Annotated in this window: 25 protein-coding genes; 8 read left to right on the top strand and 17 right to left on the bottom strand. The window is 66.0% G+C overall.

Features of this window, described 5'->3' with window-relative positions; genetic code table 11:
• Positions 1-16: 16 nt before the first annotated feature.
• From GEU84_RS09730 to GEU84_RS09705, 6 genes are all read right to left on the bottom strand, one after another.
• Complete coding sequence (locus tag GEU84_RS09730; protein WP_152825926.1) at positions 17-1,153, bottom strand: capsular polysaccharide export protein, LipB/KpsS family; 1,137 nt, start codon at positions 1,151-1,153, stop codon at positions 17-19.
• A gap of 57 nt (positions 1,154-1,210) precedes the next feature.
• Positions 1,211-2,383: an MFS transporter gene (locus tag GEU84_RS09725; protein ID WP_152825924.1), complete on the bottom strand. Its 1,173-nt coding sequence runs from the start codon at positions 2,381-2,383 to the stop codon at positions 1,211-1,213.
• Positions 2,384-2,476: 93 nt separating this feature from the next.
• On the bottom strand, positions 2,477-3,712 hold the full coding sequence (locus GEU84_RS09720) for an MFS transporter (RefSeq protein WP_152825922.1): 1,236 nt from the start codon (positions 3,710-3,712) through the stop codon (positions 2,477-2,479).
• 118 nt (positions 3,713-3,830) lie between these two features.
• Positions 3,831-4,478 carry a hypothetical protein gene (locus GEU84_RS09715; protein ID WP_241427638.1) on the bottom strand — a complete coding sequence of 216 codons (648 nt, stop codon included), beginning with the start codon at positions 4,476-4,478 and terminating at the stop codon, positions 3,831-3,833.
• 104 nt (positions 4,479-4,582) lie between these two features.
• On the bottom strand, positions 4,583-5,143 hold the full coding sequence (locus GEU84_RS09710) for a DUF4202 domain-containing protein (RefSeq protein ID WP_152825920.1): 561 nt from the start codon (positions 5,141-5,143) through the stop codon (positions 4,583-4,585).
• 11 nt (positions 5,144-5,154) lie between these two features.
• The gene (locus GEU84_RS09705; RefSeq protein WP_152825919.1) at positions 5,155-5,625 is read right to left on the bottom strand and encodes an Lrp/AsnC family transcriptional regulator; all 471 of its coding nucleotides are present in this window, start codon (positions 5,623-5,625) and stop codon (positions 5,155-5,157) included.
• Between the two features lie 126 nt (positions 5,626-5,751).
• Between GEU84_RS09705 and GEU84_RS09700 the strand changes: the two genes are divergently transcribed.
• Positions 5,752-6,540: a phenylalanine 4-monooxygenase gene (locus GEU84_RS09700; RefSeq protein WP_152825917.1), complete on the top strand. Its 789-nt coding sequence runs from the start codon at positions 5,752-5,754 to the stop codon at positions 6,538-6,540.
• Here the strand turns inward: GEU84_RS09700 and GEU84_RS09695 are convergent.
• On the bottom strand, positions 6,519-7,436 hold the full coding sequence (locus GEU84_RS09695; RefSeq protein ID WP_152825915.1) for a peptidoglycan DD-metalloendopeptidase family protein: 918 nt from the start codon (positions 7,434-7,436) through the stop codon (positions 6,519-6,521). The genes GEU84_RS09700 and GEU84_RS09695 overlap by 22 nt on opposite strands.
• A 139-nt stretch (positions 7,437-7,575) precedes the next feature.
• Here GEU84_RS09695 and ilvD point away from each other — a divergent pair, with 139 nt between their 5' ends.
• The 3 genes from ilvD to GEU84_RS09680 all read left to right on the top strand — a co-directional run bounded on the left by ilvD (position 7,576) and on the right by GEU84_RS09680 (position 10,648).
• Complete coding sequence (gene ilvD / locus GEU84_RS09690) at positions 7,576-9,309, top strand: dihydroxy-acid dehydratase (RefSeq protein WP_152825913.1); 1,734 nt, start codon at positions 7,576-7,578, stop codon at positions 9,307-9,309.
• 169 nt (positions 9,310-9,478) lie between these two features.
• On the top strand, positions 9,479-10,252 hold the full coding sequence (locus GEU84_RS09685; RefSeq protein ID WP_174539752.1) for a DUF6478 family protein: 774 nt from the start codon (positions 9,479-9,481) through the stop codon (positions 10,250-10,252).
• Positions 10,253-10,261: 9 nt separating this feature from the next.
• Positions 10,262-10,648 (top strand): hypothetical protein, encoded by a 387-nt coding sequence (locus tag GEU84_RS09680; protein WP_152825911.1) that lies wholly within the window; start codon positions 10,262-10,264, stop codon positions 10,646-10,648.
• Positions 10,649-10,666: 18 nt separating this feature from the next.
• Here GEU84_RS09680 and GEU84_RS09675 read toward each other — a convergent pair whose 3' ends face one another.
• Entirely contained in the window at positions 10,667-10,810 is a 144-nt protein-coding gene (locus tag GEU84_RS09675; RefSeq protein WP_174539751.1) for a hypothetical protein, read from the bottom strand.
• A gap of 181 nt (positions 10,811-10,991) precedes the next feature.
• Here GEU84_RS09675 and GEU84_RS21345 point away from each other — a divergent pair, with 181 nt between their 5' ends.
• Together GEU84_RS21345 and GEU84_RS09665 are read left to right on the top strand one after the other, a co-directional pair.
• Positions 10,992-13,010 carry an oxidoreductase gene (locus GEU84_RS21345; protein ID WP_152825909.1) on the top strand — a complete coding sequence of 673 codons (2,019 nt, stop codon included), beginning with the start codon at positions 10,992-10,994 and terminating at the stop codon, positions 13,008-13,010.
• 319 nt (positions 13,011-13,329) lie between these two features.
• Positions 13,330-14,235 carry a LysR family transcriptional regulator gene (locus GEU84_RS09665; protein ID WP_152825907.1) on the top strand — a complete coding sequence of 302 codons (906 nt, stop codon included), beginning with the start codon at positions 13,330-13,332 and terminating at the stop codon, positions 14,233-14,235.
• A 63-nt stretch (positions 14,236-14,298) separates the two neighbouring features.
• Here GEU84_RS09665 and GEU84_RS21430 read toward each other — a convergent pair whose 3' ends face one another.
• The 3 genes from GEU84_RS21430 to GEU84_RS09650 are packed head-to-tail and all read right to left on the bottom strand — an operon-like array spanning position 14,299 to position 16,738.
• Positions 14,299-15,309 (bottom strand): OmpA family protein, encoded by a 1,011-nt coding sequence (locus tag GEU84_RS21430; protein ID WP_174539750.1) that lies wholly within the window; start codon positions 15,307-15,309, stop codon positions 14,299-14,301.
• Positions 15,306-16,016 (bottom strand): GNAT family N-acetyltransferase, encoded by a 711-nt coding sequence (locus GEU84_RS09655; protein ID WP_152825903.1) that lies wholly within the window; start codon positions 16,014-16,016, stop codon positions 15,306-15,308. The genes GEU84_RS21430 and GEU84_RS09655 overlap by 4 nt, the downstream gene beginning before the upstream one ends.
• Positions 16,013-16,738, bottom strand: coding sequence for a competence/damage-inducible protein A (locus tag GEU84_RS09650; RefSeq protein WP_152825901.1), 726 nt, complete (start codon positions 16,736-16,738; stop codon positions 16,013-16,015). Before GEU84_RS09650 ends, GEU84_RS09655 begins: the two co-directional genes overlap by 4 nt.
• 138 nt (positions 16,739-16,876) lie before the next feature.
• Here GEU84_RS09650 and map point away from each other — a divergent pair, with 138 nt between their 5' ends.
• Complete coding sequence (gene map, locus GEU84_RS09645) at positions 16,877-17,743, top strand: type I methionyl aminopeptidase (protein ID WP_152825899.1); 867 nt, start codon at positions 16,877-16,879, stop codon at positions 17,741-17,743.
• An 88-nt stretch (positions 17,744-17,831) separates the two neighbouring features.
• Here the strand turns inward: map and GEU84_RS09640 are convergent, their stop codons facing one another.
• From GEU84_RS09640 to puuE, 4 genes are all read right to left on the bottom strand, one after another.
• Positions 17,832-19,328, bottom strand: coding sequence for a nucleobase:cation symporter-2 family protein (locus tag GEU84_RS09640; RefSeq protein WP_152825897.1), 1,497 nt, complete (start codon positions 19,326-19,328; stop codon positions 17,832-17,834).
• A 138-nt stretch (positions 19,329-19,466) separates the two neighbouring features.
• A complete protein-coding gene (locus GEU84_RS09635; protein ID WP_152825895.1) occupies positions 19,467-19,961 on the bottom strand; it encodes an ureidoglycolate lyase in 495 nt (164 codons plus the stop codon).
• Between the two features lie 127 nt (positions 19,962-20,088).
• On the bottom strand, positions 20,089-20,931 hold the full coding sequence (locus tag GEU84_RS09630) for a bifunctional allantoicase/(S)-ureidoglycine aminohydrolase (protein ID WP_152825893.1): 843 nt from the start codon (positions 20,929-20,931) through the stop codon (positions 20,089-20,091).
• Positions 20,928-22,343, bottom strand: a complete 1,416-nt coding sequence (puuE, locus tag GEU84_RS09625) for an allantoinase PuuE (protein WP_152825891.1) — start codon at positions 22,341-22,343, stop codon at positions 20,928-20,930. Before puuE ends, GEU84_RS09630 begins: the two co-directional genes overlap by 4 nt.
• A gap of 155 nt (positions 22,344-22,498) precedes the next feature.
• Between puuE and uraH the strand changes: the two genes are divergently transcribed.
• Positions 22,499-22,858: a hydroxyisourate hydrolase gene (gene uraH, locus GEU84_RS09620; RefSeq protein WP_152825889.1), complete on the top strand. Its 360-nt coding sequence runs from the start codon at positions 22,499-22,501 to the stop codon at positions 22,856-22,858.
• Here uraH and GEU84_RS09615 read toward each other — a convergent pair.
• Both GEU84_RS09615 and GEU84_RS09610 read right to left on the bottom strand, forming a co-directional pair.
• Positions 22,855-23,640 (bottom strand): metallophosphoesterase family protein, encoded by a 786-nt coding sequence (locus GEU84_RS09615; RefSeq protein WP_152825887.1) that lies wholly within the window; start codon positions 23,638-23,640, stop codon positions 22,855-22,857. The two genes, uraH and GEU84_RS09615, sit on opposite strands and share 4 nt — an antisense overlap.
• The gene (locus GEU84_RS09610) at positions 23,637-24,554 is read right to left on the bottom strand and encodes a diacylglycerol/lipid kinase family protein (RefSeq protein ID WP_152825885.1); all 918 of its coding nucleotides are present in this window, start codon (positions 24,552-24,554) and stop codon (positions 23,637-23,639) included. The genes GEU84_RS09615 and GEU84_RS09610 overlap by 4 nt, the downstream gene beginning before the upstream one ends.
• Positions 24,555-24,606: the final 52 nt, after the last annotated feature.

The raw sequence follows: 24,606 nt of genomic DNA, 5'->3' as shown, positions 1-24,606 counted from the left end.
AGAATGACGGGTTCCCTTACCGCAGGCGGGGGGGCGGGGAAAGGGCCTTGGCGCGGGCATCGGCCAGCCGGGCGGCGAAAGCGGGCAGATCGGCGCCATCTGCCAGCGAAAACCGGGGGTAATACACCTGGTCCAGCCAGTTCATGAAGGCGGCGCGCAGGGCGGGGTCATGGGCCAGCGCGTCGGGTGCGGCAAAGGCGGCGTTCAGGGCGGGCTGGCTGGTGGCGGGTGTCACCAGCCCGGGCAAGGCAAAGAACGCGCGGCCCAAAGTGACCACCTGCTTGTCATGGAAGAACGCCTGCAACCCCATCGAGGAATTCAGCGTGACCACCCCGCGCGAGGCGCTGAGTTGCGCGAAACTGTCGGATGCGTTGTCAAGCACCGCCCGCCCCGTGGCCAGCAGCGGGGCCAGCAGCGCGGTCAGCGGCTGGCGGGCGCTGGGATGTTCCTTCAGCCGCAGGTGCCAGCCGTCGGGCAGATGGGTGGCCGCCTCGGCCAAAGCCGCCAGAAAGCCCGCCATGCCCCCGGTCCAGCCTGCAAACAGCGTGACCTGGCTGTCATCGGGCACTTGCAGCGGGCAGAACAGAAAGGGCGCATCGGGCAGCGCGCCCGCCCCTTGCCCCACATCGGCGCGGCGCGAGGCGCGGGCGGTCAGGCTGGCCCCCAGCGCGCGCCAGCTTTCGGCTGTGCGGGCCGGGTCATCCCCCGCCCATTGGCGAAAGAATTCAGGGTCTTGCGGCACCGAGCCTTCGGCATTCACGCCAGACGGGTCCAGCGTGATGCGGCCGGGCAGGGGGGCCAGTTCGGCATGCAGCACCGCCACCCCCGCATCGCGCGCGCCCGCCAGATAGGCCATCCGCGTGCCGGTCAGCCCGTTCCATGCCACGGCCACATGGCCGGGATGCGCCGCGAAATACCGCCGCGACCAGTTGTATTGCCCCCGGATCAACCGGCGCTTCAGCCAGCGCAGCAGCGGCCCCTTGGGCTGGCGTTTGGCGCGGGCAAGGGCCATGGCCGTGCGGGCAGCGGTTTCGGGAAAATCGCGGAACGACAGCCAGACCATTGGCAACCGACGCCCGCCGCCGTCAGCCTTGGCCAATGCGGCAAACACCGCCTCTTTCAGCGCATTGCGTTCGGCGGGATAGGTGATCATGCGGGCCTCGCTGCGGTTCCCGTTGAAGGTAGGGCAAGCTGGCGCAGGGCGAAAGGCTCAGTCCGTCCGGTCCTGTGCAAAGGCATAGACGGCGCAGCCCAGAAGGATCAGCAGGGCGAACACGGCAAACAGAGTGGCATAGGCGGCCTCGGGCGGGGTGGCGGGCAGGCTGGCATGCAGCCGCCCGGTGGCAAACTGCACCAGCCCGGTGGCCCCCAGACCGAAGAAATTGATCAGCGTCACCCCGCGCCCCATCAGATGCGGCGGAACGAAGGCCCGGCCGTGCGCCATGACCATGGCAAAGGACGCGCCGAAAAAACCCGCCCCTGCACACAGCGCCACCGTGGCCCAGCCCCCCGCCAGCGGCCAGAGCCACAGTGCGGCGAAACAGGCCGCCGTGGCCAGATTGCCGCCCAGAATGAGCCCCTTGCGCGTGCCCAGCAGCCGGTCCAGCGGGCCATAGGCAAAATTGCCCGCCACCATGGCCAGCCCCATCACCAGCGTGGCCATGCCGATCTGGCCTGCATCGGCCCCAAAGACATCGGTGTAATAGGGCCCGATCCACAGGCCACGCAGGGCGGCAGCGGGCGCATAGCACACGGCCATCATCACCAGCACCGGCCACAGCGCCCCCAGCCGCAGCAGGTCAAGCAGCGAGCCTCTGGCCCCGCCCGCCACCCGTGCCGGGTCGCGCACCGTCAGCAGCATGGCCAGCGCCACGCCAAGGTTCAGCACGGCCAGCACCAGCAGCGTCTCACGCCAGCCAAAGGCATCCACCGCCCAGGCCAGCGGCAGCGAGCCTGCGATGTTGCCCAGGCTGCCGATGCCGATCACGGCCCCCGCCAACGTGCCGAACACGGCGGGCGAAAAGCTGCGGGCAAAGATGTAGTAGGCCGCCATCAGCACCGGCGAACAGCCGATGCCGATCAGCCCCATGGCCAGGATGATCGCCCCCGGCCCCTGCGCCATTGCGAACACCAGCGCGCCACCCGCACCACCCGCGGCAAACAGCACCACCGATGTCCAGCGCGGGCCGAACCGGTCCAGCGCCCAGCCGACGGGAAACTGCATCAGCGCGAAGGTCAGGAACCACACGCCCGACGCGGCGGCCAGATCCTCGGCGGTGGCACCCAGCTCGGTCTTCAGAACCGGGGTCAGCACTGCCAGAAACGCGCGGTAGAACTGGCTGAACACATAGGCCAGCACCAGGCAGACGATTCCCGCACGCATCTGATTTCTCCGCATTTTCCGGCGCGACATTGGCCCGGCCCGCTGGCAGGGGCAAGGGGAAATGCCTGTTTTTCAGGCGGTTTGCGAAGAATGTCAGGCCGGTTGCAGGCCCAGCGGCTTTTCCTTGACCGGCAGGTGGACGATGGCCGAAAACGCCCCCACCCCCACGCCGATCCACCAGACCAACGTGTAATCGCCAGTCAGGTCATACATCCGCCCGCCCAGCCAGACCCCCACGAACGACCCAAGCTGGTGGCTGAAGAACACGAGGCCGTAAAGCGTGCCCATGTAGCGCAGCCCGTAGATATGGGCGACCAGACCGCTGGTCAGCGGCACGGTGGCCAGCCACAAGGCCCCCATGAACAGCGAAAACAGCAGCACCGAGGCAGGTGTCATCGGCAGCAGGATGAACACTGCCGAAACGATGGTGCGCAGCAGATAAATCAATGCCAGCAGGTTCTTGCGGGAATAATGCTTGCCCAGCCAGCCCGCCGTGATGGTGCCCGCGATATTGGCCAGCCCGATCACGGCGATCGACACCGCCCCCAGCGCCGAGGTGGTGGTGATGCCAAGGCTGGCCAGCATGCCGGTGGGGTCGATGGCACCGCAGACTTCGGTCACGAAGGCGGGGAAATGCGCGGTAATGAAGGCCAGCTGATAACCGCAGGAGAAAAATCCGATGAAAATAAGGCTGAAGGATGGGTCGCGGAAGGCGCGCTTCAGAACCGTGCCCAGCGATTCCTCCAGCTCTTGCCGCGTGGCGGCGACGGGGGAGCGCATGAAGGGCAGCGCAAACAGCGCCAGCAGGATCACCACGGCAAAGATCAAGAACACGGTCTGCCACGAATAAAAGCCCAGCAGCGCCTCGGCCACCGGGGCGCCGAACACCTGGCCGGCCGAACCTGCGGCGGTGGCGATGCCCAGCGCGACGGAGCGGTTTTCGGGCGAGGCCGCGCGGCCCACCACCGCCAGAATGACGCCGAAGCCGGTGCCCGCAATGCCGAAACCCACAAGGATTTCAAGAAACTGGTGCTGCCCTGGCGTCACGGCGAAGCTGGACAGGACCAGACCCGCCGCATAGAACAGCGCCCCCGCGATGATGGCCTTGCGGTCGCCGAAACGTTCGGCCAGCGCGCCGAAAATCGGCTGGCCGATACCCCAGGCCAGGTTCTGGATGGCGATGGCCATCGAGAATTCGGCGCGCAGCCAGCCGAATTCCTCGGCAATCGGGATCTGGAAAACGCCAAAGCTGGCCCGGATGGAAAATCCGATCATCAGGATCACGCAACCGGCGATCAGGACGGGGGTAAAGAGGGGGGCTTTGGTCATGGCGCGCTCCGGCTGGCGCGGCAAGTTGCGTCTGCACCCGGGCAGGGTCAACCGCTATTTTGTGATGCAGACAATGTATGATTGTGATGCACATCGCGTCTGCATGGCGCGCGCCACGTCAGGGATAGCGGATGCCGCGAAAGGGCGGGAAATCGGTATGGCGGGCACGGCGCCGGGCCGACGTTTCGGCTGGTTCTTCGCCCCGCCGCAGCAGCACACCGCGCGGGGCGATGTAGCTGGCGATGCGGCGGTCGGGGTCTTCGCGCCAAGTGAGGTTCAGCGCGGCGCGGATCGGAAAATAGAACTGTTCGGAATAGGGCAGATGGTCGTGAATCCACCAGGCCAGATCGCGCCAGTCGCGGCCACGCTCATACTGGTCGGCGAACCACGGGATCTGGATGCAGGCGCAGGCCCCCATGCGGCCCTGCGCATCGCGCCGGTCCCAGATGTGGTTGGCGTGGGAGGCCTCATTTCGGGCGCAGTTCAGGCCATGCGCATTGCCGAAGGCATTGACCGCCGGTGCGCGGTAGGCCGAGCGGATGGTGATCGGGCCAAAGGTTTCGACCAGCGGGTCAATCAGGTCGGTCGCCAGCCGGGTGCCTGCGGCGATGGCCAGATCGGGGTCGTCGGGGATGTTGGCGATGCCGTGGAAGCTGGCGATTTCGGAATGCAGGAAGTCGCGGAAGACGAAATGCTTCGACAGCCGGACGCGGCCAAGTTTTTCGAGGGCGGCAAAGGTGGCGGGTTTGCGCATGAGTTGTCCCATCCTGGCACTTCTGGTTGGCCGCCGGGGGGCTGTCTGCCCCCCGCCCCCCCGAGGATACTTGGGTCTGGAAAGAGCAGGCCGGAGATCGGGCTTGGGCGCCTGGATCAGCCTTCGAAGGCTGCCGCCAGTGCATCCGGCAAATCAAACTCTGCCCGCACCCGTGCGCGGCCTTCGGTTGACATCTTGCGCGCGGTCTTTTCCACGATGCGCTGCACGTCCTCGGCGGGGTGTTTGGCGGCGAAGGGGGCGAAATACCAGCGCAGGAAGGTGAAGCAGATCGTATCCTCCAGCGCCTGCACCTCGGGGTCGCGTTTCAGGCCTTCCTTGCGCAAGAGGGTGCCGATGCGGGTCTGGTCATCGGCGCTGTAGCCGGCATCGGCCATCATGCCCGCCACCCGTTCGGCATGGCGGCGGGCCTGTTCGCGCCGCCAGTCCAGATAGCCTGTGCGCCCCTCGGGGTAGGCGTCGCGCGGCAGAAGCCAGCGTTCGACGTGCTGGCCGCGCGCGGCGATCTGCAGGAGCGGCGAGGCATCGGGGAACAGGCGGGCCAGTTCTGCCGACATGCGTTCGCCGTAAAGGGCGGCGGCGGGGCGGCCATCCTCGGCATTTGGGTCGGCGGCATTGGCGGCGTCGATGGCGGCAAGCGTCCGGGCAAGTGGGGTCATGGTATCCTCGGTCAGTCGAGTGGCAGTTCAGTGGTATATTTGGTCTGGCGCAAGACGAAATTCGTGGTCGATGACCGCACGATGCCCAGGGCCAGCAGTTTGCGCATGATGAAGCGTTCCAGATCCTCGGGGTCGCGGGCGTAGACCTTCAGCAGGTAATCATCCGATCCGGTGATCGAAGCGCATTCCACCACCTGATCCTGATGCTGCACGAAATCGTCGAAACGCGCCATCGTGGGCTCGGAATGGTCGAGCAAGGACACATGCACATAGGCCACGGCGCTGAGGCCCAGCCGTTTGGGGTCAAGCATGGCCACATGTTTGCGGATGAGGCCCGCATCTTCCATCCGTTTGACGCGGCGCCATGCAGGCGAGGCCGAAAGGCCGGCGCGGTCGGCCAGATCCTGCGTGCTGATGCGTGCATCGCGCTGCAACTGGCGCAGCAGGCGTTTGTCGGCGTCGTCGAGCGGGGCTTGGGGCATGGTGTTTCGCTTTTGGCGGGCTTTGAGGTTTCATGTTGCCAAGTTTTGCATGATCCGGCCCGGAAAGGGCAAAAATTTCGCCGATTTGGGGCAGAATGGGGGGATGTTCAACGCAAGGGTGCCGCCATGCCGAAATCCACGAGTTACGAGGCCAAGATCCCCGATGCCACGGGCCGCATCGGCTATACGCCCGAGGAGGATGCAGTGTGGCGCGATCTGGTGGCGCGGCAGATGCCGAATGTGCGGCGGCACATGGCGCGGCCCTATCTGGATGGGCTGGCGGCGGTGGATTTGCCAGCAGACCGCGTGCCGCAATGCCCCGATGTGTCAGCGGTGCTGGAACCGCTGACCGGTTGGCGGGTGGAGCCTGTGCCCGCGCTGATCGGGTTCGGGCGGTTTTTCGGCATGCTGGCGGAACGGCGGTTTCCGGCGGCGTCGTTCATCCGGTCGCGCAGGGATTTCGACTATATCGAGGAGCCGGATATTTTTCACGAGGTGTTCGGCCATGCGCCCTTGCTGGCCGACCCACGCTTTGCCGCGTTTTCGCAGGCGATCGGGGCCACGGGGCTGCGGGCGACGAAGGAGGATTACAGTTGGCTGATTAGGCTTTACTGGTTTTCCATCGAGTTTGGCCTGATGGAGGAGGCGGGGGTGGTGAAGGCGCTGGGGTCTGGCCTCGCATCCTCGCCCGGGGAACTGCCGTGGTCGGTGGGCGAGGGGCCGCAGCGGCGGGCGTTCGACGTGATCGACATGCTGCGCACGCCCTACCGGATCGACATTCACCAGCCGGTGTATTTTGTCATCAGTGATCTGGATGACCTGTTCCGCGCGGCGGAGCGGGATTTGCTGGCCGATATTGCCACGGCGCGGGGGCTGGGGCTGTTTGAGCCGCTTTATCCGCCCAAGGCCGCCTGAGAAAACCGTTCGGGGGGCAGCCGCAGGATCAGGTTGGGGTCGGGGCAGATGGCGGCCCAGACTGGCCACAGGCTGTCATGGCCAACGCCAAAGAAATTGCCCTGCGTCTGGCCCAGCATGTCGGTCATGATCTGGAAATGGATATGCGCGGCCCAGCCGCCGTTTTCATGCCAGTCACCCAGATGGGCGATGTGCTGGCCGGGCTGCACGCTGTCGCCCACGGCCAGCAGGCCCGGCAGGGTATGGGCGAGGTGGCCGTAGAGGGTAAAGAACGGTATCCCGCCCGCGTCATGCTCCAGTATCAGGGTATGGCCGTAATCCAGCGGGTCGGCGTTATAGGTGATGTGGCGGACCTTGCCCGCAAGGGGCGCATAGACCGGGGTCAGGGCGGGGGCGAACACGTCGATGCCCAGATGGGCGGTGCGGCGTTCGGGGCTGGCGGCATCGGCAAACTGCGGCGTGGCATAGACGCGGCGGCGTTCGGCATAAAGGCCAAGGCCGTAGGGCACGGATTTGGCCGCGAACCATGCGTCAAAGGCGCGGTCGGAAAAGCCGGGCATCGTGGGGTCTTGCCCATTGGTGGGCAAGGGGATGCTGGCGCTGTCGGCGATGGGCGGCAGGAACAGCGGCGCGGGCGTGAGGCTGGCAATATGGGCGAGGATGGCAGGTGCGGCGGGAATGGGGGCCAACCCCTGCGCATGGCGGATCACGGCGGCGACAAGGCCCTGATCGACGGCGGCAAGGCGGGCACCGGTGGCCGCGTCAAGCGCGGGGCGCAGGGCGGCCAGAACCGTGCCGGCGTCATCGGTCACGTCTTGCGCGCGGATGGCATCCGCAAGGGCGGCGTAAAGGTTTTCCTGCCCGGCAAGCGCCTTGGCCAGTTCGGTTGCGTGCATCTGATCTCCCCTTTACAGGCAACTCAACAGCAAGGCCCGCGCGCTGGCAACCGGCTTCTGGCGCGGGGATGCAATCGCGCTTGCCCCTTGCGGCGGGGGCCTTTATTCCGTTGCCCAGCCCATTCGCCGGAGGAACCCCATGCAGAACACCCGTTTCGACAAGTCGAAGCTGCCCTCGCGTCATGTGACCGAAGGCCCGGCCCGCGCGCCGCACCGCAGCTATTTCTATGCCATGGGGATCACCGAGGAAGAGATTCACCAGCCCTGGGTGGGCGTGGCAACCTGCTGGAACGAGGCCGCGCCCTGCAACATCGCGCTGAACCGTCAGGCGCAGATCGTGAAGCACGGGGTGAAGAAGGCTGGCGGCACGCCACGCGAATTCACCACCATCACCGTGACCGATGGCATTGCCATGGGGCATGAAGGCATGCGGTCATCCCTCGCGTCACGCGACGCGATCACCGATACGGTGGAACTGACGATGCGCGGGCATTGCTATGACGCGCTGGTGGGTCTGGCCGGTTGCGACAAGTCGCTGCCCGGCATGATGATGGCCATGGTGCGGCTGAACGTGCCGTCGGTGTTCATCTATGGCGGGTCGATCCTGCCGGGCCGCTACAAGGGCCAGGACATCACCGTGCAGGACATGTTCGAGGCGGTGGGGAAAAATCAGGCGGGCACGCTTTCTGCCGCCGAGCTGGAGATAATGGAGCGGGTGGCCTGCCCGTCCTCGGGCGCCTGTGGCGCGCAATACACCGCCAACACGATGGCCTGCGTGTCCGAGGCGATCGGGCTGGCGCTGCTGAATTCGTCGGGGGCACCGGCACCTTATGAATCGCGCGACCAGTATGGCGAGGCGTCGGGCGTCGCTGTAATGAACCTGATCGAAAAGAACATCCGCGCGCGGGATATCGTGACGCTGAAAAGCCTAGAGAATGCCGCGCGGGTTGTGGCCTGCACGGGCGGTTCGACCAACGGCGCGCTGCACCTGCCCGCGATTGCGCATGAGGCGGGGCTGGATTTCGATCTGTTCGACGTTGCCGACATCATGCGCGACACGCCCTATTTCGTCGATCTGCGGCCGGGCGGGAAATATGTGGCCAAGGATCTGTATGAGGTTGGCGGCGTGCCGGTGGTGATGAAGGAGCTGGCCAAGGCCGGGCTCTTGCATCTGGATTGCATCACCGCCAGCGGGAAAACTCTGGGCGAAAGCCTGGAGGAGATCACGGGCGAGGCCGATGGCCGGGTGATCTATTCCATCGCCACGCCGATCACCAAGACGGGTGGCGTGGTGGGGCTGAAGGGCAATCTGGCCCCGGAAGGCGCGATCGTGAAGGTGGCGGGCATGTCCGAGGCGGAACAGGTGTTCAAAGGCCCGGCTCGGGTGTTCGAATGCGAGGAAGAGGCGTTCGAGGCGGTGAAGAACCGCGAATATGCCGAGGGCGATGTGATCGTCATCCGCAACGAGGGCCCCGCAGGCGGGCCGGGCATGCGCGAGATGCTGTCCACCACGGCGGCGCTGAGCGGTCAGGGCATGGGCAAAAAGGTGGCGCTGATCACCGACGGGCGCTTTTCCGGCGCGACGCGCGGTTTCTGCGTGGGCCATGTCGGCCCCGAGGCGGCGCATGGCGGGCCGATTGCCCTGCTGAAAACCGGCGACATGATCACGCTGAACGCGCTGACCGGGGAATTGTCGGTTGACCTGACCGATGCGGATCTGGCCGCGCGCAAGGCTGAATGGAAAGGCCCGCGCCAGACCGAATACACCAGCGGCGCGCTGTGGAAATACGCCAAACTGGTGGGCGGCGCGCGCAACGGGGCGGTGACGCATCCGGGGGCCAAGGCCGAACGCCACGTCTATATGGACCAGTAAGTGCCAAGGGGGCCGCGCCGCAACTGCGGCCCCCTGTTGAGCCTTTTGCAGAAAATTCACCGGGCACAGGGCTTTGGGATGGAATCCTGACGGGTTTGCGGCAATATGTGATTGGTTTTTTGCGGGGCGGTCGGGCCGCCCCTTTGTCCGGGGTAGATGGCAAGGCGCTATGGCAAAGGGTCTGGGGTGGCTGATCGACTCTCTGGCGCATCGCCGCATGCAGCGCCGTTGGGGGCTGCTGGCCGACGGGTCTGACGCGCTGGATCTGGAAACCCTGCGCGGCCTCAGGGGCCGCGCGCGGGCGGTGCGCAGGCAGTTGGACCGGGTGATCCATGTGGCCGAGCACCGGCTGGCGCTGCCGGTCATCGGGTCGAACGCCATCCGCCGCCCCATGGGGGCCGACTGGCTGTGGCGGCCGGAAATCTGGCGCGGGCCCATACCGGTGCCGGGTTTCGCCTCGGTTCCCGGCAAGGCGCCGGTGGCCGATGGGGCCACGATCTTTCACGACTGCCGCCGGTCGGAGCTGACGGTGCGCCAGATCAGGAACACCCGCGAGGCCGATCTTGCGCCATACGGGTTCCGCATGGATGTGTTCCGGTTTGACGGGTCTTTCCTGAGCCTTGTCATCGACCTGCCCGAGGATGCAGTGCGCGGGCTGACTTTGCGCCATCTGATCCGGCTGGATGTGATCGTGGAAATGGAAAAGCCGCTGGAAATCTTTGCCCGGCTGAATGTGAAGCATGGCCCGAATGTGGAACAGATCGTGCGCGAACTGCCGCTGGCCGCCGAAGAGGTGATGGTGGAATTCGACCTCGCCTATACCAAGATGAACGAAAAGCGGCTGGAAAAGATCTGGATCGACCTGATTTTCGAGGGGCCGGAGATGAACCAGATCATCCTGCGCGACGTGACCTTCAGCCGCCGCCCGCGCGCTGATTTTTAAGGGGGTGCCATGACCGGGATCACGCTGACCAAGACGCGCATAAGGGCCGGGGTCTGGGAGGGGCTGGTGACGGGTGCGCCACAGCGCCCCGCGCTGGAGGTGCTGCATCTGGAGGCCCCGGTGCCCAATGTCACGCTGGCCGAGGTGCCGGGCCGTGCGGGCGAATGGGCGCTGCGCGTGCCGGTGCCGGTGGCGGCGCTGACCGAGGGTGTGCAGACATTCCTGATCCGTGACGCCGCCAGCGGCGAGCGGCTGGCGCATTTCACCATCATCACCGGGGTGGCGATGGAGGATGACCTGCGCGCCGAGATCGACCTTTTGCGCGCGGAACTCGACATGCTGAAACGTGCCTTCCGGCGGCATTGTCTGGAAACGGCGGGCCCTGCCGCGCCCTGAGGCCCGGCAGGTGGCGCATCATTTCTGGTCGAAATAGCCGAACATCAGATCCAGCGCGGCCTGTGCGGGGTTGGTCTTTGCCGGGGCCGGTATGGCGGGGCGGGGAGCCGGGGCAAAATAGGCAAGGCCTGTGTCGGGGGTGGTTGTGGCTGTCAGGGTCATGGGGTTTCCTTCTCTGGGGTGTCAATTAGTCCGCTGCGGCGGGGGTTTCATCCGCCAATGGTGCAAGGTCGTCATGCGTTTGCTGCAATGCAGCATCGGCGGCGCCAGAATCTGACGCCGCGTTTGGCGTGACAGGCGGCGCACCCGGCGGCATGGTGGCGGCAGGCAGGGAGGCCCGTTCATGACCCATTACCCGCATCTTCTGGCACCGCTGGACCTTGGTTTTGTCACCCTGCCCAACCGGGTGTTGATGGGGTCGATGCACACGGGGCTGGAGGAAACCGGCGACTGGAACCGGGTGGCGGAATTCTATGCCACACGGGCGCGGGGCGGTGTGGGGCTGATGGTGACGGGCGGCATGGCCCCCAACCGCGAGGGCGGGGTGTTTCCGGGTGCGGCGGGGCTGTTCACGCCTGCGGATATTGCCAATCACCGCGTGGTGACGGGCCGGGTGCATGATGCGGGCGGGCGGATTGCGATGCAGATCCTGCATGCCGGGCGTTATGCCTATGGCAAGGAATGTGTCAGCGCCTCGGCGGTGAAATCGCCCATCTCGCCCTTTGTGCCGCGGGCGCTGGATGCCGAGGGGATTGAAAAACAGATCGCCGACATGGTGACAGCCGCCGTGCGTGCCCGCGAGGCGGGCTATGACGGGGTCGAGATCATGGGATCGGAAGGCTATTTCCTGAACCAGTTCCTTGTGACCCATGTGAACCGCCGCACCGATGACTGGGGCGGGGCCTATGCCAACCGCATGCGCCTGCCGGTCGAGGTGGTGCGGCGGGTCCGCGCCGCCGTGGGGGCCGATTTCATCATCATCTACCGCATTTCCCTGATTGATCTGGTGCCCGACGGGTCAAGCTGGGATGAGGTGGTGCTGCTGGCCCGCGCCATCGAGGGTGCGGGGGCCACGATCCTGAACACCGGCATCGGCTGGCACGAGGCGCGGGTGCCGACGATTGCCACATCGGTGCCGCGCGCGGCTTTTGCCGGGCTGACCGGGCGGTTGCGGCCCGAAGTGGGCATTCCGGTGATCGCGTCAAACCGCATCAACGCGCCGGATGTGGCCGAGCGAGTTCTGTCTGATGGGCTGGCCGACATGGTGTCGATGGCGCGGCCTTTCCTTGCCGATCCCGATTTCGTGGCCAAGGCGGCGCAGGGCCGGGCGGCAGAGATTGCCCCCTGCATCGCCTGCAATCAGGCCTGTCTGGACCATACGTTCAGCGGCAGGCTGACCTCGTGTCTGGTCAACCCGCGCGCCTGCCATGAAACGGTGCTGACCTATCCCGTTGCCGATGCGCCCAAGGCTGTGGCGGTGGTGGGGGCCGGGCCTGCCGGGCTGATGGCGGCGCTGGTGGCGGCGGAACGCGGGCACCGGGTGGTGCTGTTCGACAAGGCGGTGGAACTGGGCGGGCAGTTGAATCTGGCGAAACAGGTGCCGGGGAAAGAGGAATTTCACGGGCTGGTGCGCTGGTTCGAAACCATGGTGGCGCGCAGCACGATTGATCTGCGGCTGGGTGTGGCGGCGGATGTGGCCATGCTGGCGGGGTTTGATGCGGTGATCGTGGCCACGGGCGTTGCACCGCGCGACCCCGGTATTCCGGGGCAGGAACGGGCGCTGGGCTATGTCGACGTGCTGCGCCGTGCGCCTGTGGGGCCGCGTGTGGCGGTGATCGGGGCGGGCGGCATCGGGTTCGACGTGGCGGAGTTTCTGGTGCATGCGGGGCAAAGCCCTACCGAGGATGCGGCGCTGTGGCGGCGCGAATGGGGGGTGGGCGACCCTGCGCTGGTGCCGGGCGGGCTGGCCGCCGCGGGGCCCCAGCCGCATGCCCCCGCCCGCGCCGTGCATCTGTTGCAGCGCAAGGCGGAAAAGCCGGGCCGGGGGCTGGGCAAGACAACCGGATGGATTCACCGCGCCGCGCTGGCGATGAAGGGTGTCACCATGCAGGGCGGCGTGAATTACGAGCGTATCACGGCGGATGGGCTGGAGATCAGCCACGGCCCGACACGGGAAAACCCGCAACTGCTGGCGGTGGATACGGTGGTGCTGTGCGCGGGGCAGATACCGGAACGCTGGCTGGCCGATGCATTGGCGGCGGCGGGGATCGCGCATCATGTCATCGGCGGGGCCGATGTGGCGGCGGAACTGGATGCGAAACGCGCGATAGATCAGGGCGCGCGGCTGGCGGCGGCGCTTTAACCCGGCTCGCAACCAGTGCCTTGTGCAAAGGACACCACCCCCGCATAGGCGTGGGATGAAGCTGCCGCATGGGCCACTGTTGCCGCGTTTCCACTTCAAACGGCGGCCCTGCCGCCATTGTGCCCTTGAAACGGCAGATATTTCGACTGGTCCGATGTGAAACCAAGAGCTTAGGCTTGCGCTACTCGCCTTTTGGTTGTTTCCTTCCCCGGAACGATCTGCTGCAAAACCCCGGACTTGTCGCGCTCTTACCGCAATCCTGCCCGATTTCGGGGTCAATACGGGGGGAGTGAACCGTTTTGGCTGTATGGTGAGAACAATGGATCGATTGACCGAGATGGAAGCCTTTGCCACTGTGGTGGATCAGGGCGGCTTTACCGATGCGGCCAAAAAGATGGGTATCTCGAAATCGGCGGTCTCGAAACATGTCTCGGCGCTGGAGGCGCGGCTGGGCGCGCGGCTGTTGAACCGCACCACGCGGCGCGTCAGCCCGACCGAAATCGGCCTGGCCTATTACGACCGTGCCCGCCGCGTGCTAAATGACGCGGGCGAGGCGGATGCGCTGGTGACATCCATGCAATCGGCACCTTCGGGGCTGTTGCGGATTTCGGTGGCGACGGATTTCGGGGTGAACCTGCTGTCGCCGATTCTGGGGGATTTCCTGCTGGAATACCCCGATATCACCGTGAACATGGTGCTGAACAACCGCTATGTCGAACTGATTTCCGAAGGGTTCGACATGGCGATCCGCATCGGTGATCTGGAGGACAGCAGCCTGCGCGCCCGCAAGCTGACCGAAACCACGAAGCGGATGATCGCAGCGCCCGGTTATTTCCAGAAATTCGGGCGGCCGATGAAGATCGACGATCTGAACGACCACAAGCTGCTGCATTATTCCAACCAGGCCAATGGCAATGTGTGGAAGGTGATCGCGCCCTCGGGCGAGCGGCGGCAGGTGCGCACGGCGGGCTGGCTGACGGTGAACGACGGGCAAAGCCTGCTGAACGCGGCGATTTCGGGGCTGGGCATCGCCTATCTGCCGTCCTTCCTGTTTGCCGAGGCGATGAAGGCCAAACAGGTGGAAGAGGCGATACCGGGCCTGCCGGTGGAAACGCTGGGCATCTATGCGGTCTATCCGCCGGGACGGTTCACCCAGCCCAAGGTGCGGGCGTTCATCGATTTTCTGGCGCGGCGCTATATGGACAAGGGGCCCGACAACTGGTGAGCGGCCCCGGGTTTCGCAAGGCCCCGGCCTTGCCGCGCCCAAGGTTTTACGACGAAGGTGCCTTTACTGGGTCGAGGTCAGCATGACCTCGACCCTTCTGTTCATCCGGCGGCCTTCTTCGGTCTGGTTGCTGGCCCGGGGGGCGAGGTAGCCCACGCCTTCGGCGCTGATCTGGTCGGCGGGGATGCCGAGTGTGGTCAGCCGCGCGCGCACCGCCTCGGCCCGTTTTTGCGACAGGGCCACGTTCGGTTCCAGCGTGCCCGAGGCATCGGTATGGCCCACCAGCGCCACCTTGCGCGCGGGGTTCGCGGCCAGCCAGGCGGCCAGTTCGGCCAGTGACGCATAATCGCCCGCCGCCAGTTCCGCCGTGCCGCTGGGAAACACCAGATCATCCAGCGCCACCGCGCCGCCGCTTTCCAGCCGCGCGCCGATGCCGTCAGCGGGCAGGTTGGACAATGGCAACGCCAGCGGCGATTTGGTCGAGGCGCTGACGATGGGCCGCGCCGTGGGCGGGGCCACGATGGCGGGCGCATTGGCCCCCACGCGGATCAGTTGCACAAAGCCTGCCTCTGACGACCGGCTGACCAGCAGACTAAGGTATTCGGTGCCATCCGCCCCGCCCCTTTGGGCGGCCAGATAGCGGAAATCGCCCAGATCGACATGCATGTCGGGCTCGGCCAGCACCTCGGTGCCATAGCGGAAATCGAAACCGCCGCAGGCATCGGTTTCGCATTCGTAAAGCGGGGTGAAACCGGCGGCGGCGATCTGGTCGCGCAGCGGGGCCAGCAATTGCAGGGTGGTCAGGCCGGGGGCGTCGATGCGCCATGCGGTCTGGTCCAGCGCGCCTTCGGTCAGGGTGGTGGGGGTGGTGCCGTCGCGCCAGGGACCGACGGGCAGGCGGTAACTGGTCAGCGCCTCTTGCCGGGTGGCGTTGGTGGTGGCGGGGGCGGCAAATTCCAGCGTCAGGCCAAGCGCCGCCGATGTGTGCAGCAGTGCTGCGACAGCCACCGCGCCAAAGGGCGCAATGCGGGTTGGGGCGCCGGGTTTCAACTGCTCTGGCCTCTTCGGGCTCACTTCATGCGGTAGTGATACTGTCCCACAATTTGCATGTTCAGGGAAGCATAGAGCGCGCGCGCGCCGGTGTTGGCCGCCGTCACCACAAGGGAAAGTTGAGTAGCCCCATGATCTTGCGCCCAGATTGCCGCGCACCGCAGCATGCTGTGGGCGGAACCTTGCCTGCGCTGGGCGGGCAGCACCTCCAGCGCGTGCAGCATGGCGGTGGCGCCGTGGATTGCCGCAAAGGCCACACCGGCGACACGGTCGTTGTGGCGGCCCAGAATCACGCATTTTGGCCCCGTGGCGCGGTCCATCACCCGCAGGCGCGCGGCATCGGTGCCGCAACTGGCCCAGATGTCGGCGGTGATGCCCAGGGGGGGCCAATGGGCAAAGCCCGCCGTCGGGTCGGGTGCGGGATGCGCCAGCGACACAACGGGCGCGGCATAGGCCAGCACCGGATCGACAACGCGGTAGCCCTGCGCGGCCAGCGCCGCATCCAGCGCATCCTCGCCCGGGCGGATCATGAACAGCGCGGGCTGGCCCAATGCAGCCTGCGCGGCCTCGGCGGTGGCAATGTCGGCCACCTGCCAGTCAGCGGCGGCGGTGGCGGCCGACACCCGCTTGCCCCCGCCCAGTCCGTCGCGGATCAGCCATGGCCCTGCGCGGCAGGTGGCGGCGGGGGGCCAGGTCGCCTCCAGCACCGCCTCCAGTTCTCTGGGGGTCATTGGGCGGGGAACAGCGCGGCCAGCCGGGTCATCGCCGCGCTGATCTGCGCGGCATCCGTGCCGCGGATCACCAGATTGGTGCCATGCGCACCGTTCAGCTGGAATGGATAGCTGCCCATGCTGAGATCCGGATATTCCGCCGCCAATGCGCCGAACGGCCCTGCAATCTCGCCCTCGCCCCGGTTCACCCGCAGGCTTTGGCTGAGCAGCGGGGCCCCGCCGGTCAGCGTGGGCAGGACGGATGCCACCATGGCCTGAAAGATGTTGGGCACACCGGCCATAACATGCACATTGCCGATGGTGAAACCGGGCGCGATGGAGACGGGGTTTTCGATCAGTGTCGCGCCATCGGGAATGCGCGCCATGCGCTGCCGCGCCTCGTTGAAGGGCAGGCCCGACCGGTCGTAATGCGCCTGAAGCAGCGCCGCGGCATCGGCACGGATGCCGATGGTCACGCCAAAAGCGGCGGCAATGGCATCGGCGGTGATGTCGTCATGCGTGGGGCCGATGCCGCCCGAGGTAAAGACATGGTCATGGGCCGATCGCAGGTCGTTCAGCGCCGCCACGATGCGGGGCTGCGCGTCCGGCACCACCCGCGCCTCGGCCAGGGTGATGCCGTGGCGGGTCAATTCGCCTGCAAGGTAATGGGTGTTGCCGTCGCGGGTGCGGCCCGACAGAATCTCGTCGCCGATAACCAGCATCGCGGCGGTGGGGTTGGACATGGTCGGCTCCTACAGCTTTGTGATGGGTATAGGGCGCGCGGACGGCAGTTTCAAACCCTGCCAGGCGGGTCGCGGCTCTGGCCAAGGCCGGATTCCTTGATTATTACTGCCAAAACCCCGACCGGAAGGACAGGCGCCTTGGACGAAACCCGTGGCCGCATCACCCGAAATGGCATCCGCATCCATGAAGATGCGGATTTCGCCGGCATGCGCGCGGCTGGCCGTGTGGCGGCAGAGATACTTGATGCCGTGGCGCCGCTGGTCCAGCCGGGCGTCAGCACCGCCGCGCTGGATGATTTCATCACCGCAGAGGTGCAGCGGCGCGGCGTGACCTCGGCCACCATCGGCTACAAGGGGTATCAGCACGCATCCTGCATTTCTGTGAACCATGTGGTCTGCCATGGCATCCCGGGTGCCCGGATCCCGATGAGCAAGACCGAGACGATTTCACGCGACCTTGAAAAATGCCGCCCGGATGACAGGCTTCTGGAGGGTGACATCCTCAACATCGACGTGACGGTGATTGCCGATGGATGGTTCGGCGACAATTCCCGCATGTATGTGGCGGGGGTGATGTCGGCGAAGTCGAAACGCCTGATCGACGTGACGCATGACGCGCTGATGAAGGGCATCGCGGCGGTGAAGCCCGGCAACACCTTCGGCGACATCGGCCATGCCATACAAGCCTATGTCGAGGCGCATCGCATGTCGGTGGTGCGCGATTTCTGCGGGCATGGGCTGGGGCGGGTGTTCCACGCGCCGCCCAACGTGCTGCACTACGGGCGGGCGGGCACCGGGCCGGTGCTGGAAGAGGGGATGTTTTTCACCATCGAGCCGATGGTGAACCTTGGGCGCTCCGAAACCAAGGTGCTGGCCGATGACTGGACGGCGGTGACACGCGACAAGTCGCTGTCGGCGCAGTTTGAACATTCGGTGGGGGTCACGGCCACGGGATGCGAAATTTTCACCCAGTCACCGGCGGGGAAGTTTCATCCGACCTGGTGACGGGCCGTGCTGTGACGCACGCAAAGCGCGGTGGCGCATCATGGCCCCCGGCCGGAACCGGGGGCCTGTGGTTTTTGCCCGGCTGTCGTCAGTGATCCGCCACCGCTGCGGCGGCGCGCAGGTCGGCCTCGGTGCCCCTTGCGCCGTTGAAAAAGGCGTTCAGACCCACGGCGGCGATCGTGGCCAGCAGGATGCCCGATTCGATCAGCGGGTGCAGCGCATGCGGCATCCACATCTTGAAATCGGGCGCGATGAGGGGGATCATGCCGAAACCAAGGCTGACCGCCACGATGAACAGGTTGTTGCGGTTGCCCGCAAAATCCACGCCTGAGGCCAGAATGCGGATGCCGGTGGCGGCCACCATGCCGAACATCACGATGCCCGCACCGCCCAGCACCGCCACGGGCAGCGATTCGATCAGCACGCTCATCTTGGGCACCAGACCCAGCACGATCAGGATCAACCCCCCCGCCACGCAGACATAGCGGCTTTTGATGCCGGTGACGCCCACAAGGCCCACGTTCTGCGAGAACGACGTGTAGGGGAAGGTGTTGAAAATCCCGCCGATCACCGTGCCCAGACCATCGGTGCGCAGCCCCGCCGTCAGCATGGGCCGCGTGACAGGCCGCCCGGTGATGTCGCCCAGCGCCAGAAACATGCCGGTGGATTCGATCATCACCACGATCATGACAAGGCTCATGGTGATGGTCATCACCGGGTCAAAGATCGGCGTGCCGAAATGGAACGGCGTGATCAGCGCGAACCAGTCGGCTTCGGCCACCTTGCCAAAGGCCATCTTGCCCGCCACGGTGGCGATGATGCCGCCGATGACAATGCCCAGAAGCACCGAGATATTGGCGACAAAACCCTTGCCATAACGTGCGATCAGCAGGATCGACACCAGAACCACCGCGGAAATCGCCACGTTGGACAAGGGCGCATAGGCCGGGTTCGGCACGGATGCGGCGATGTTCATGCCTGCGGGCACGGGCGGCAAGGCGGGCGTGGTGGCGGCCAGATCGGTCACCGTCTTCAGCCATTCGGCATGTTCAGGGTTCACCACGCGGGGCGCAGTGGGGCCCACGGGCGTGCCAAAGATCCAGTTGATGCCAATGCGCATCAGCGTGACGCCGATCACCAGAATGATCGTGCCGGTGACGACCGGCGGGAAAAACCGCAGCATCCGGCTGACCAGCGGGGCCAGCAGCATCGCGATGATGCCCGCGGCGATGATGGCGCCAAAGATCATCCGCGCGCCCTCGGCCCCCGGGTTGGCATTGCCGATGGCGACCATGGGGCCGACGCTTGCAAAGGTGACGCCCATCATCACCGGCAGCCTGACACCGAACCACTGGGTCAGGCCGAGCGACTGGATCAGCGTGACCACGCCACAGGCGAACAGGTCGGCGGAGATGAGGAAGGCCACATCCTCGGGCGAAAGTTTCAGCGCGCGGCCCACGATCAGCGGCACGGCGATCGCACCGGCATACATCACCAGCACATGCTGAAGGCCCAGGGTGAAAAGCTTGGGCGTGGGCAGTATCTGATCTACCGGGTGGATGGGGGGGTGGACGGACTCTGTCATGTTTCGGGTTCCCTTTCCCTGACGGGGCTGTTCTTCGCGCCGTCCCGCGCGCCCCTTGGCGCGGGCCGGTTAGGGCGTGTCAGGCGGTGGCAAAAGCCGGGTCGCCTGAAACGCGAATGACAGGCGGCAGCCCTGGGTTCAGCCGCCGGAAACAATGGTCCATGGGTCGGACAGCGGGTGTTCCTGAAGGTTTGGCGTGCGGCCGATGCGGTCGATCACGGCGAAAAGGCCGGGGGCGGCAAGCGGGGTCAGCACGCCATGCCAGATGCAGCGGTGCAGGTTGATGCCCTGCGCGCCATCGGTCAGGAAGGCGCGGGGGATGCCCGGGGTGCCATGGTCATCGGGCGCCACGATCACCAGAAACGGGTGCTGCGTCATGGGAATGAAGGCCTGGCTGCCCTCGGGGTGCCGCTCCAGCAGATCAAGCGCATAGGGCAGGGCGCGGGGCTGGGCGTAAAATATCGAAATCCCGGCGCGGCCATCCGGGCCGAAATCGAGGGTGGCACGGTCGTGATACCGCCCGCAGAGCCCCGCATTGATCAACCGGTCGGGCGGGCCGGATGCATCCAGCACATCGCCGAAGGCGGCGAAGGCGGCTTGGGTCAGGGGTTCGGTGCGGATGGTGCGGGGCATCGTGCGGGGTGCCTTGCGGTTCTGGCGGAGCCGGGGGGCTGACTGCCCCCCGGACCCCCCGTGGATATTTAGGTCTGGAAAGAGGAGGGGCGCTGCCGTGTTGGCCGCGATGGGGGGATACCCTGTTTCATTTCAGCGCACCGAAGGCCCCGGGGCCGCGCAGTTTGGCGTGGCGGTTCACGTCCTTGTAAAGCAGATAGCGGAACGGGCCGGGACCGGCGGCATAGCAGGCCTGCGGGCAATAGGCGCGCAGCCACATGAAATCGCCCGCCTCGACCTCGACCCAGTCGCGGTTCAGCTTGTAGACCGCCTTGCCTTCGAGAACGTAGAGGCCATGCTCCATCACATGGGTTTCCTCGAAAGGGATCAGGCCGCCGGGGCGGAAGGTGACGATGTTCACATGCATGTCATGGCGCAGATCGTCATGCGGCACGAAGCGGGTGGTGGCCCAGCGGCCCTCGGTGCCGGGCATCGCACCCGGGGTCAGGTGCTGTTCGTTGGTGACAAAGGCGTCGGGGAGGCTGAGGCCGGGGGCCGGTTCCCACAATTTGCGGATCCAGTGGAAGCGCGCGGCGGTCTTGCCGGTGTTGCGCAGGGTCCAGGCGGTGCCTGCGGGGATATAGGCATAGCCGCCGGGGCCCATCGCGTCGGGGTTGCCCGCCAGGGTCAGCGCGAGGCGGCCTTCGGTGACGAAGATCACGCCCTCGGCCCCGGACTCAGGCTCGGGCGCATCCGATCCGCCACCGGGGGCCAGTTCCATGATGTATTGCGAGAAGGTTTCGGAAAAGCCGCTCATCGGGCGGGCGATGACCCAGGCGCGGGTGCCATCCCAGCCGGGCAGATAGGAGGTGACGATATCGGTCATCACCCCGCGCGGGATCACGGCGTAGGATTCGGTAAAGATGGCGCGGCCGGTGTGCAGGTCGGTTTGCGGCGGCAGGCCGTCGCGGGGGCTGGCATAGGTGGTCATTTCAGCATGTCCTGAAGCCGGATTTCGGCGATGCGTTCCACCTGCGCGCAGGCGGTGGCGAATTCGGTGGGGGTGTCGTTGGCAAGGCGGGCATGGAAGGCCGCAAGAATCGAGGCCTTGGTGTTGTCACGCACCGCGATGATGAAGGGGAAACCGTGTTTGGCCACATAGGCGGTGTTGAGGTGCTCGAACGCGCTGCGTTCGGCGTCGGTCAGGGCATCGAGGCCCGCGCTGGCCTGTTCGTGGGTGGACTCGGCGGTCAGGCGTTTGGCCGCCGCCAGCTTGCCCGCAAGGTCGGGGTGGGCGGTCAGCACGCCCAGCCGTTCGGCGGGCGAGGCGGCGCGGAACATGCGGGCCAGCGCATTGTGCAGGCCGGTGGCCGTGTCATGCGCGGGGCCAAGCTCCAAGTGCCAGGCGCGGTCGGCGATCCAGGGCGAATGTTCGAAAATGCTGCCGAAGCGCTGCACAAACTCTTCATGTGCCATCTGAGAAGGGCGTTGGAAGCGTCGGGCGGGATGGGTCTTTGCCCAGTGCGCGGCAATGTCGGCGCGGCGGGGAAACCACACTCCCTCGTGTGATTTTGCATGGTCGAGAAAACGCTTCAGTCCGGCGATCTTGCCCGGGCGGCCGATCAGGCGGCAATGCAGGCCGATGGAGAACATCTTGGCCGCGCCCTGCTGCCCTTCGGCATAGAGCGTATCGAAGCTGTCTTTCAGATAGGAATAGAACTGCTCACCCGTCGTATAGCCAGGGGCGGTGGCGAACCGCATGTCATTCGCCTCCAGCGTGTAGGGGATGATCAGCTGGTCGCGGTCGCCTGCGGCCATCCAATAGGGCAGGTCGTCGTCGTATGTGTCGGAAATCCAGTCGAAACCGCCCTCTTCGGCCACAAGGCGCACGGTGTTGACCGAACAGCGCCCGGTATACCAGCCGCGCGGGCGTTCCCCCACCACCTCGGCATGCAGGCGGATCGCCTCGGCAATGGCGGCGCGTTCGAGGTGCTCGGGCATGTCGCGGTGTTCGACCCATTTCAGGCCATGCGACGCGATTTCCCAGCCTGCCGATTTCATCGCGGCCACTTGGGCCGGGCTGCGGGCCAGCGCCGTGGCCACGCCGTAGATTGTCACCGGAATATCCATGCCGGTGAACAGCCGGTGCAGCCGCCAGAAACCCGCCCGCGCGCCGTAATCGTAAAGCGATTCCATGTTCCAGTGCCGCTGGCCCGGCCAGGGCGCGGCCCCGGCGATGTCACTGAGAAACGCCTCGGACTGGCCGTCGCCGTGCAGCACCGAATTCTCGCCGCCCTCTTCGTAGTTCAGCACCAGCGATACGGCGATTTTCGCGCCACCCGGCCATGCGGCATCGGGCGGGTTTGCGCCATGGCCCGAAAGATCGCGGGGGTAACGGTTCATTCGGCAACTCCTTGGTCAACCTGCCTCGTTTCTAGGCGGGGTTTCTGCATTCGTTTTTCAAGAAATCCGCGAAAGTCCTATCGGGCAACGCGGCTGTCGCTTCCTTGGGCAAATCAGGGCAAGACTGATGCGGGAATGATGCCGGGGAGAATGCGATGGCCGAGGGACGTTTGACCACTCATGTGCTGGATACCGCGCGGGGCATGCCGGCGGCGGGCGTGAAGATCATGCTTTACCGGATCAGCGGGCAAAGCCACCGCAAGATCGCCGAGGTGGTGACAAATGCCGATGGCCGCACCGATGCGCCGCTGCTGGCAGGGGCCAAGCTGACGACGGGCAGCTATGAGCTGGTGTTTGGCGCGGGCGACTATCTGCGCGCATCCGGGCAGGCGGGGGAGGGTGTGCTGTTTCTGGACGAGATCCCGATCCGGTTCGGCGTGCCGGATGCGGGGGCGCATTACCATGTGCCGCTGCTGATCTCGCCCTTTGCCTATTCGACTTACCGGGGCAGTTAGGCGGGGGCCCAGCCGTCGGGGCCTTGCACGAAATCCGCGCTGGCGTTCTGGCGGAAAAGCGCGGTGTCATCCGCGATGATTGACCGGATGGTGACGCGGCCCGGGGTGATGTCGAGCACGTTGAAGGCATTTTCCTCGCGCCGCAGGCGGGTGGAAAGCCCGGTGCCCGCCTGCACGAACAACAGCCCGGGGGCCGAGGTGAAGGGGCCGACATGGGTGGTGTGGATATGGCCCGACAGCACGATGTCGGCCCCCGCCGCCGACAGTTCCTTCAGCGCGCGGCCTGCGCCACGGGTCAGGGATTTGGCGCTGCCTTCGATATGTTCCAGCGGGTGATGCACCACGACGATGCGCGTGCGTTCGCCCGCATCGGCGAAACCGTGCAGCACCCGGCCCAGCGTGCGGCGCGAAAACCGGCCCTGCTGCCAGCGGAATCGGTTCACCGTATTGGCCCCCACCACGGCCAGATCCGCGTCGCGGAACGTGGGCTCCAGATTGCGGTTGATGTAGCGGCGGTAGCGGCCCCATGGGTTCAGCATCCGCAGGAACAGATTGTCCAGCGGCGTGTCATGGTTGCCGGGCACGCACAGCACCGGCTGCGGCAGGCGCGCGATGAAGGCCGCCGCCTCGGCATATTGCCAGACGCGCGCGCGCTGGGTCAGATCGCCCGAGATCACCACCAGATCGGGCGTCAGCGCGGCCACCTCGGCCAGCAGGGGTTCCAGCAGCGCGGGCGAGGTGCGGCCGAAATGCAGGTCGGACAGGTGAACGACACGCCTCATGCAGCGGCCTTGTGGGCGGTGTCAGGCACGATGATTTCCAGCGCGTCGGTCAGAATGCGGAAATCGAGCGGGCTTTTCATCCGTGCCTTTTCGCCGTCAAAGGCTACATCCGGCATCGGGTGCAGGGTTTCCACCGAAATGGATTTGGCCGGGATCATTTCCACATCCCGCCCGATGACCACGGTTTTCGTTGCCAGCCGCAGGGCGAGGTTCAGCAAATCCATCCGCGTGGTGCCCTTGGCGATGAACAGCGCAAACCCATCGTCGCTGATCGTCTGCTGCGCATCCAGCCCGAAATGCGACAGTTGATAGGCCGAGCGCGCGACAAACAGCAGCGGTGTCCTGACGCTGCGTGTCGTGCCATCGGTGGTCAGGCGCAGGGTCATCGGGCGCTGAAACCGGATCACGGTGCGGATCACCGACCAATGCGCGGCAATGCGGCGGCGGCCAAAACGGCTGTAGATGTCTTCGCGTTCGCGCAGGATCTTGGGGTAGATGCCGATACTGGCGTTGTTCAGGAACACCTGGCCGTTCACCGCGCCCACCGAAATGCGCTTTGTATGCCCGGCCAGTATCGCCTCGGCAGCCTCGCGCGGTTCCTGCGGGATGCCCAGCCCCCGGGCGAAATAGTTGAACGTGCCCAGCGGCAGCACGGCCAGCCGGGCCTTTGTGCCCGCCAGTGCATGCGCCACGCCCATCACCGTGCCGTCACCCCCGGCGGCCACGATGGTGGAAAACCCGTCCACCACCGCCTGTTTCACCGCCACCTCCAGATCGTCACCCGGTTCCCAGTGGCGCAGTTCGGCCTGCGGGCCAAAGACGGCCAGCGCCACATTGATCGCCTCGGCGTCGCGGCTGTTGCGGCCCGAGCCGGGGTTGGCCAGAACGCAGATCGTGGCGGCGGATACGGGCATGGCGGCTCCTGTGCGCCCGTCAGCGGGCAGGGGGAAACGCTGTGAACGCGCC

This window comes from Fertoeibacter niger, from assembly GCF_009380135.2.
GTDB lineage: Bacteria > Pseudomonadota > Alphaproteobacteria > Rhodobacterales > Rhodobacteraceae > Fertoeibacter > Fertoeibacter niger.
The sequence above is the reverse complement of the archived record's forward strand: the minus strand, read 5'-3'. Positions and strand labels throughout refer to the sequence as shown.

Excerpts from the sequence above, each read along its gene's own strand:
- GEU84_RS09640 (WP_152825897.1), bottom strand. The coding sequence starts at position 19,328 with ATGACAGAGTCCGTCCACCCCCCCATCCACCCGGTAGATCAGATACTG.
- GEU84_RS09710 (WP_152825920.1), bottom strand. The coding sequence starts at position 5,143 with ATGACCCCACTTGCCCGGACGCTTGCCGCCATCGACGCCGCCAATGCC.
- GEU84_RS09680 (WP_152825911.1), top strand. The coding sequence starts at position 10,262 with ATGACCGGGATCACGCTGACCAAGACGCGCATAAGGGCCGGGGTCTGG.
- GEU84_RS09650 (WP_152825901.1), bottom strand. The coding sequence starts at position 16,738 with ATGTCCAACCCCACCGCCGCGATGCTGGTTATCGGCGACGAGATTCTG.
- ilvD (WP_152825913.1), top strand. The coding sequence starts at position 7,576 with ATGCAGAACACCCGTTTCGACAAGTCGAAGCTGCCCTCGCGTCATGTG.
- uraH (WP_152825889.1), top strand. The coding sequence starts at position 22,499 with ATGGCCGAGGGACGTTTGACCACTCATGTGCTGGATACCGCGCGGGGC.
- GEU84_RS09700 (WP_152825917.1), top strand. The coding sequence starts at position 5,752 with ATGCCGAAATCCACGAGTTACGAGGCCAAGATCCCCGATGCCACGGGC.
- puuE (WP_152825891.1), bottom strand. The coding sequence starts at position 22,343 with ATGAACCGTTACCCCCGCGATCTTTCGGGCCATGGCGCAAACCCGCCC.
- GEU84_RS09730 (WP_152825926.1), bottom strand. The coding sequence starts at position 1,153 with ATGATCACCTATCCCGCCGAACGCAATGCGCTGAAAGAGGCGGTGTTT.
- GEU84_RS09610 (WP_152825885.1), bottom strand. The coding sequence starts at position 24,554 with ATGCCCGTATCCGCCGCCACGATCTGCGTTCTGGCCAACCCCGGCTCG.
- GEU84_RS09720 (WP_152825922.1), bottom strand. The coding sequence starts at position 3,712 with ATGACCAAAGCCCCCCTCTTTACCCCCGTCCTGATCGCCGGTTGCGTG.
- GEU84_RS21345 (WP_152825909.1), top strand. The coding sequence starts at position 10,992 with ATGACCCATTACCCGCATCTTCTGGCACCGCTGGACCTTGGTTTTGTC.
- GEU84_RS09655 (WP_152825903.1), bottom strand. The coding sequence starts at position 16,016 with ATGACCCCCAGAGAACTGGAGGCGGTGCTGGAGGCGACCTGGCCCCCC.
- GEU84_RS09615 (WP_152825887.1), bottom strand. The coding sequence starts at position 23,640 with ATGAGGCGTGTCGTTCACCTGTCCGACCTGCATTTCGGCCGCACCTCG.
- GEU84_RS09705 (WP_152825919.1), bottom strand. The coding sequence starts at position 5,625 with ATGCCCCAAGCCCCGCTCGACGACGCCGACAAACGCCTGCTGCGCCAG.
- GEU84_RS09695 (WP_152825915.1), bottom strand. The coding sequence starts at position 7,436 with ATGCACGCAACCGAACTGGCCAAGGCGCTTGCCGGGCAGGAAAACCTT.
- GEU84_RS09715 (WP_241427638.1), bottom strand. The coding sequence starts at position 4,478 with ATGGGACAACTCATGCGCAAACCCGCCACCTTTGCCGCCCTCGAAAAA.
- GEU84_RS09725 (WP_152825924.1), bottom strand. The coding sequence starts at position 2,383 with ATGCGTGCGGGAATCGTCTGCCTGGTGCTGGCCTATGTGTTCAGCCAG.
- GEU84_RS09685 (WP_174539752.1), top strand. The coding sequence starts at position 9,479 with ATGGCAAAGGGTCTGGGGTGGCTGATCGACTCTCTGGCGCATCGCCGC.
- GEU84_RS09630 (WP_152825893.1), bottom strand. The coding sequence starts at position 20,931 with ATGACCACCTATGCCAGCCCCCGCGACGGCCTGCCGCCGCAAACCGAC.
- GEU84_RS09665 (WP_152825907.1), top strand. The coding sequence starts at position 13,330 with ATGGATCGATTGACCGAGATGGAAGCCTTTGCCACTGTGGTGGATCAG.
- GEU84_RS09675 (WP_174539751.1), bottom strand. The coding sequence starts at position 10,810 with ATGACCCTGACAGCCACAACCACCCCCGACACAGGCCTTGCCTATTTT.
- GEU84_RS09635 (WP_152825895.1), bottom strand. The coding sequence starts at position 19,961 with ATGCCCCGCACCATCCGCACCGAACCCCTGACCCAAGCCGCCTTCGCC.